This window comes from Paenibacillus sp. JJ-100, assembly GCF_948329825.1.
In the GTDB taxonomy this organism is placed as follows: domain Bacteria; phylum Bacillota; class Bacilli; order Paenibacillales; family Paenibacillaceae; genus Paenibacillus.
The window spans coordinates 41,087-47,171 of sequence record NZ_CAOJCM010000014.1 but is presented as its reverse complement, the minus strand read 5'-3'; the positions used below and the strand labels follow the sequence as shown (position 1 = coordinate 47,171).

Below are 6,085 nucleotides of genomic sequence, written 5' to 3'. Positions count from 1 at the left end.
TCCAATAAAGTATTGAAAAGAGCGATTAGCTCATTTTGAATCTGACGAGATTAAAAATCTCATTGTTGATCTTGCAAGCAAGATCATTACTCACTCGTTGTTCAGTTTTCAAAGATCAAACCTTACTTTTTCATCACCGTTTTGTCTCAGCGGCGACTTTATTAATATATCACACATCGTTTGCTTCGGTCAAGCTTTTTTTTGATGTTTTTTTCAAGATCTGCTTGGAACTTCGTTTTTTTGAACAAAGTTCGTAACCAATCAAGCAAAGCAACGAGATATAATGTACCATATATATTCCCTAACAGTCAACTACCCAAACAAAGAAATTTTTAAGCCTAATAATAACCCCACTCCCGGCAGACCCAAAACAGTAACCGTACCTATTGTTGCAGGATTTAAGGGAATATACATGCCCGTTATCCAGCCAGAATAATTCACTATATAGATCCCGGCCGCTGCCATCACCAAATGAACTCCAATCGATGTGAAGATCGAGAATCCTAATCGCTTCTTAAATAAAACGATAACAAGAGCGAGCAAAGATACAACCAATATACTCCCCAGAATAAAGCTCTTCATGCTCTATACCCCCCACTATAAAATGAAACACCTTCTATATCTAACCCTCTATCACCTCTCGTTCACTAACATGCATACCCACTCCACTTAACTGCTTGGCCCTCTTTAGATGAATCTGATATTTCCTCTCGGCCGCTTCAAGCACATAAATAGCATAATCAACCTCATCCTCCCCCTGCGCATCTTCAAACTGCCTCATCGCTCGTTCCCACTCATGTTTTGCTTTAAGCACATCTATATAGATCTCTTCCGCCTCTATTTTAGCCTGTTCAAGCTCACGTTTGTCCTCCTGCCTCTTTGTTCTCCTCCATGTAAACATAACTAGTCCCCTCCCTTTTCAACCTCAAAGCCTATCTCATACATATCGAGGCAGGGACAAACTTAGAACTGAGACTTATCATTTTAACGTAAAAAAAGAGAGGGCTTATGCCCTCTCCTGCAATCCGAAACATTATAATCATTCTCTTGTAAACACCGTAAATACCTCATCATGCTGACTACCAGCAAAGGCTTATCGCATCTCTCTGCGCCCTTCCAGCGCCTTAGAAAGAGTAACCTCATCCGCGTACTCCAAATCTCCACCCACAGGAAGTCCATGAGCTATACGGGTCACACTAATCTCGAAAGGACGGACAAGACGAGAAATGTACATAGCCGTAGCCTCGCCCTCAATGTTCGGATTCGTTGCCAGAATCAATTCTTTCACCCGCTCATCACTCAAACGAGTCAAAAGCTCTTTCAAACGTATGTCATCCGGCCCAATCCCCTCCATTGGAGAGATTGCGCCCTGCAGTACATGGTAATAGCCATCGAACTCTTTCGTTCGCTCCATAGCCACCAAATCCTTTGAATCCTGCACCACACAGATAACAGATACATCTCTCGATTTATCCTGACAAATCCGACAAGGATCTGTATCCGTAATATTACAACACACAGAGCAGTAGTGAAGATTACGCTTCACACTAACAAGTGCTTTGGCAAAATCAATAACGTCATCTTCCTTCATGTTAAGCACATGAAAAGCTAAACGCGCCGCTGTCTTTGGCCCTACCCCAGGAAGACGGGTAAAGGCGTCAATTAACTTGGCTATCGGTTCAGGATAATGCAATCGGTTATGTCTCCTTCTGACAGGATCAATTTATATTAAAACAATCCCGGAATTTTCATGCCGCCCGTGAATTTGCCCATATCCTGGTTTGCAATTTCATCAGCCTTTGTCAATGCATCATTAACAGCTGTCATGACAAGGTCTTGCAGCATTTCAACATCATCTGGGTCTACTGCTTCAGGCTTGATCGTGATGGAGAGCAATTTTTTATGACCATTGACTTCAGCAGTTACCACTCCACCGCCGGAAGTTCCTTGAACGGTTTTGTCCGCAAGTTCCTCCTGTGCCTTCAACATTTGCTCCTGCATTTTTTTCACTTGTTTCATCATCTGATTCATGTTATTCATATTCGTCATCTCCTTTGTTATGGTTATTTCAAATTATACACATTCCAAGCCATCACACTACTCTTTAATGACCACTAAGTCTTCACCAAATAACTGAATAGCTTCATCAATCCAAGGCTGTTTATCGCCTGAACCACCATCCTCATGCTCAGGTTCAAGCTTAAAATCCTCCTTTGGCGTTTCAGAAGCTCCCTCTATCACGCCCATCCAATCCTTGAGCATCATCGTCACAAGCCTTGCCGGACGCCCAAGCTGTTCGGAGAGCACACGTTCAATAACATCACGATTGGCCTGTTTCTCTGTCGTTTCACGGTGGATATTGTTTTTAAAAGCAACCAGTACATTGTCCTCAAGCAACGATACCGGCTCGCCATCCATAAACCAGGCATGCACTGTGACCTTTTCCTCTTTGACACGTTGCAGGATTTGACTCCATTTCTTGCTGATCTCCGCGAACTCAGGAGACCCTTTACGCGCAACATATTGATCCAGATGCGCCGGAAGTTTGGCCGGAGCATTAGCTCTGGACATCGGCGCACGCGATGCAGGTCGTGCAGGGGAACTTGAGGCGGTTTCTCCACCCGACAGTCCGCTTTTCAACGCTCGATCAAGCTTTTTCTCCAATTCGACAAGTTGCTGTTTCAGACGGTTGATCTCCCCCGTATCTGCTGACGCCGAAGGAGAAGCCACCCCAACCGATGTAGACTCCCCACCAGAACTCGGGATACTACACAATTTAAGTAGAGCAACTTCAAATAAAGTCTGTGGTTGAACCGCATATTTCATCTCACTCTGATAACGATTTAGCGTATCAATCATCTGGAACAACTGTTCCTTGGTGAAAGATTCAGCCATATCCTGAAACGCTTCCGGATTAAGTACCCGATCCGTCAGTTTGTCCGCATCTGGCACCATCTTAATCATCAGCAGATCTCGGAAGTAATAGAGCAAATTCTCCATGCACTTGTCAGCACTCTTACCCTCATGCATAAACCCTTCAATCATCTGTAGAATATGGCCTACATCTCCCTTGAGCAAGGAAGCTGCCAGCTTGGCAAATTGCTCGGACGCTATGCCGCCTGTCATATCCATAACTTGTTGATAGGTTACTCGTCCATCGGTAAATGAGGAGATTTGATCCAGCACGCTGAGTGCGTCCCTCATCCCTCCATCGGATAAACGTGCAATATACTGCAGTGCATCGTGATCGGCTTCCATGCCTTCCTGTTCACAGATCAAAGCCAATCTGGCTGTCTGTTCCTCCAGAGATACCCGGCGAAAATCAAATCGCTGACAGCGCGATATAATGGTAGCCGGCAAACGATGTGGTTCTGTCGTCGCCAAAATAAACATCACATGCGGCGGCGGCTCCTCTAATGTTTTGAGCAAAGCATTGAACGCCTCTGTCGTCAACATGTGTACTTCATCAATAATATAAACCTTTTGCCGGACTTCGGTCGGGGCATACTTTACCTTTTCCCGAAGATCACGGATCTCCTCTACGCCCCGATTGGAGGCAGCATCAATCTCCTGCACATCCATGACGGCGCCATTCGTAATTCGGCGGCAAGCCTCACATTCGTTACAAGGCTCAGTTGCAGGTCCTTGCTCACAATTCACAGCTTTGGCCAATATTTTGGCCGCACTTGTCTTCCCTGTCCCTCGTGGCCCACTGAATAAATAGGCATGGGAAGTCCGCTGTTCACGAATTGCGTTCTGCAAGGTCTGAATAATATGCTGTTGTCCCACCATATCTTGGAACGACTGAGGACGCCACGCCCGGTATAACGCGATATGCTCCATGATGCGCTACCTTCCTTCCACTTCGCATTCGAGTCCGTTGTCGTCACCCCATTATACTATATTCCAAGGTGAATCCAAACTTTATCTAACTCAGTTTTTACTGTTTTTAACATATCAAAAAAGACCTTTGCATTTATAATGATGCAAAGGTCTTTACATTTAAAAGGTTAAGCCGTGCACCTGCTATCGATATTTGCGATCCAAGCGGCACCCCTGAACATTAGCTCGGGCTAGGCGACCCTCCGGCACAAGAGTGGTCTCACTTATGGCTGCTTCCTTCCGGACCTGACCAGGTTCATGAGTACTCATTGCGGAGGACCCAACCGTCAACACCAAGTTCAGGGACCAAACCTCACATCGACAAAACCTCTAACAGGAATTCAACCTCGCTATAGCGGATTGCGAGTTACAGGGCACCGCTACCTCCCCATCTAGCACGGTAAGAAATAGTATAACGTAAGGTAGTCCAAAATGCAACCAGTTGGACATTGGAAACAACTGCACTTTCTTGTACGGGTAATAAAAACCCCCGCCAATAAAGGCAGGGGTGATTGGGATACAATAATTAGACAATTCACATGGAATTGCGTTATTAGATTCCGTATTTCTTTTTGAAACGATCTACACGGCCGCCAGCATCGATAAACTTCTGTTTACCTGTGAAGAACGGGTGGCACGCGGAGCAAATCTCTACACGAAGTCCGTCTTTAACGGAACCAGTCTCGAACGTATTACCGCATGCGCAGGATACTTGACCAATCGTGAACTTAGGATGAATTGCTTCTTTCATTACCTTTCACCTCTTTCCGCCCTGAGCCTCAAGCGGACCCAGAGTAAATGGCACAACACAGCAGATTATAACACGGCCCAAACCGTGTTGCAATCTAATTCATTCAAGAGGTAATCAGCTTTTTGGGCCGAGCCATTCCTGCTGGTGGAACATGGGTATATGACCCAATAACAACATCCGGCAGCTCCTCAGCAAAGATCTCCAGCATCTGCTTCATCCCCAAAATGTCACCCTGCGCTGGTGGAATTAGCTCCAGATAGCTCTCCGGATCAATATTCAAGTTTCGCATCTGGATTAAGCGCAAGTTAGTCCGACGGGCGAATTCGATCATCGCCTCAATCTCTTCCTCCCGATCCGTTACGCCTGGGAAAATCAGATAGTTAATAGAAGTATATACCCCTTGATCTGCGGCATATTTCATTGACTTCTCTACGTTCGCCAGCGTGTATCCACGGGGTTTGTAGTAAGCATTGTAATGATCATCCAGCGCACTTATTGTACTTACACGCATCAAATCAAGCCCTGCATCTACAATACCTCGAATATGATCATTCAAGCCGGCATTCGTGTTAATGTTAATGTAACCCATGTCAGTAATGGAGCGCACTTCACGGATTGCCTCAATGATCAACTTAGCCTGAGTAGAAGGCTCCCCTTCACATCCCTGTCCAAAGCTAATGATGGATTCAGGTGTTTTCAGGTGCTCCAGCATCACTTCAACGATCTCATCAACACGTGGACGAAAATTCATCCGTGTCTGAGGGGATACGAAGCCACTATCATCCGGCTGTTCCGAGATACAACCGAAACAACCTGCGTTACAAGAGTACGATACCGGCACTCCGCCTTCCCAACGATTCAAGAACGTATTGGAAGATGTAAGACACTCGTACCCAAGTGCACAATTGGACAAATGGGTGTAGAGCCTATTCTCCGGGTACTTTTCGATCATACGCTCAACTCCTGAACGCACATCATCACGATCACAGTTCATCGGATTCCATTTATCCGGAACATCGGATTGGGAGGCTGTAACGTAGAACCCTCCATCCTTCCACACTACTGCGGAATATCCGAACAAAGGCAGCTTGTATTCTTTATCCGTCTTCACATAACCCGGTAAGCATAGACGCGTAAAACCTTGCGGGAGTAGCGCACCAACTGCTTGCGTGTCACTTGGCAGTGGCAGCATCTCACCTGTATCCGGGTCCATGCCAATTGGCCGGGTGCTCGGAAGTCCAACCAGCGTTGCACCATCCGGCAGAGGGATTAACTCATCTTCCATAATTTCCACGATCATATCTCCACTGCGGGCAAGCCCGTACAGGGAAGGATGATCAAAAACATTACCTTTTTCATCTGCATATACTAAATACATGATGTTCTCCTCACATCTATTAGGTTAAGCCTAACGACAAGTGTACTAAGATGCAGCAGTATTATACCTTAGCC

Annotated in this window: 7 protein-coding genes and 1 other RNA gene; all 8 read right to left on the bottom strand. The window is 45.8% G+C overall.

What is annotated here, in order from left to right:
* Positions 1–312 precede the first annotated feature (312 nt).
* The 8 genes from PQG66_RS24810 to PQG66_RS24775 all read right to left on the bottom strand — a co-directional run bounded on the left by PQG66_RS24810 (position 313) and on the right by PQG66_RS24775 (position 6,011).
* Positions 313–582, bottom strand: coding sequence for a pro-sigmaK processing inhibitor BofA family protein (locus PQG66_RS24810; protein ID WP_272040524.1), 270 nt, complete (start codon positions 580–582; stop codon positions 313–315).
* A gap of 40 nt (positions 583–622) precedes the next feature.
* Positions 623–901: a hypothetical protein gene (locus PQG66_RS24805; protein ID WP_272040523.1), complete on the bottom strand. Its 279-nt coding sequence runs from the start codon at positions 899–901 to the stop codon at positions 623–625.
* 192 nt (positions 902–1,093) lie between these two features.
* Entirely contained in the window at positions 1,094–1,693 is a 600-nt protein-coding gene (recR, locus tag PQG66_RS24800) for a recombination mediator RecR (protein WP_111273524.1), read from the bottom strand.
* Between the two features lie 35 nt (positions 1,694–1,728).
* Positions 1,729–2,040: a YbaB/EbfC family nucleoid-associated protein gene (locus PQG66_RS24795; RefSeq protein WP_111273525.1), complete on the bottom strand. Its 312-nt coding sequence runs from the start codon at positions 2,038–2,040 to the stop codon at positions 1,729–1,731.
* Positions 2,041–2,097: 57 nt separating this feature from the next.
* Positions 2,098–3,843, bottom strand: a complete 1,746-nt coding sequence (gene dnaX, locus PQG66_RS24790; RefSeq protein WP_272040522.1) for a DNA polymerase III subunit gamma/tau — start codon at positions 3,841–3,843, stop codon at positions 2,098–2,100.
* A 172-nt stretch (positions 3,844–4,015) separates the two neighbouring features.
* Positions 4,016–4,283: signal recognition particle sRNA large type (gene ffs / locus PQG66_RS24785), an RNA gene on the bottom strand.
* A gap of 152 nt (positions 4,284–4,435) precedes the next feature.
* A complete protein-coding gene (gene rpmE, locus PQG66_RS24780) occupies positions 4,436–4,633 on the bottom strand; it encodes a 50S ribosomal protein L31 (RefSeq protein WP_145406672.1) in 198 nt (65 codons plus the stop codon).
* 103 nt (positions 4,634–4,736) lie between these two features.
* On the bottom strand, positions 4,737–6,011 hold the full coding sequence (locus PQG66_RS24775) for a radical SAM protein (protein ID WP_272040521.1): 1,275 nt from the start codon (positions 6,009–6,011) through the stop codon (positions 4,737–4,739).
* Positions 6,012–6,085 lie beyond the last annotated feature (74 nt).

Excerpts from the sequence above, each read along its gene's own strand:
- rpmE (WP_145406672.1), bottom strand. The coding sequence starts at position 4,633 with ATGAAAGAAGCAATTCATCCTAAGTTCACGATTGGTCAAGTATCCTGC.
- PQG66_RS24795 (WP_111273525.1), bottom strand. The coding sequence starts at position 2,040 with ATGAATAACATGAATCAGATGATGAAACAAGTGAAAAAAATGCAGGAG.
- PQG66_RS24775 (WP_272040521.1), bottom strand. The coding sequence starts at position 6,011 with ATGTATTTAGTATATGCAGATGAAAAAGGTAATGTTTTTGATCATCCT.
- PQG66_RS24810 (WP_272040524.1), bottom strand. The coding sequence starts at position 582 with ATGAAGAGCTTTATTCTGGGGAGTATATTGGTTGTATCTTTGCTCGCT.
- PQG66_RS24805 (WP_272040523.1), bottom strand. The coding sequence starts at position 901 with ATGTTTACATGGAGGAGAACAAAGAGGCAGGAGGACAAACGTGAGCTT.
- dnaX (WP_272040522.1), bottom strand. The coding sequence starts at position 3,843 with ATGGAGCATATCGCGTTATACCGGGCGTGGCGTCCTCAGTCGTTCCAA.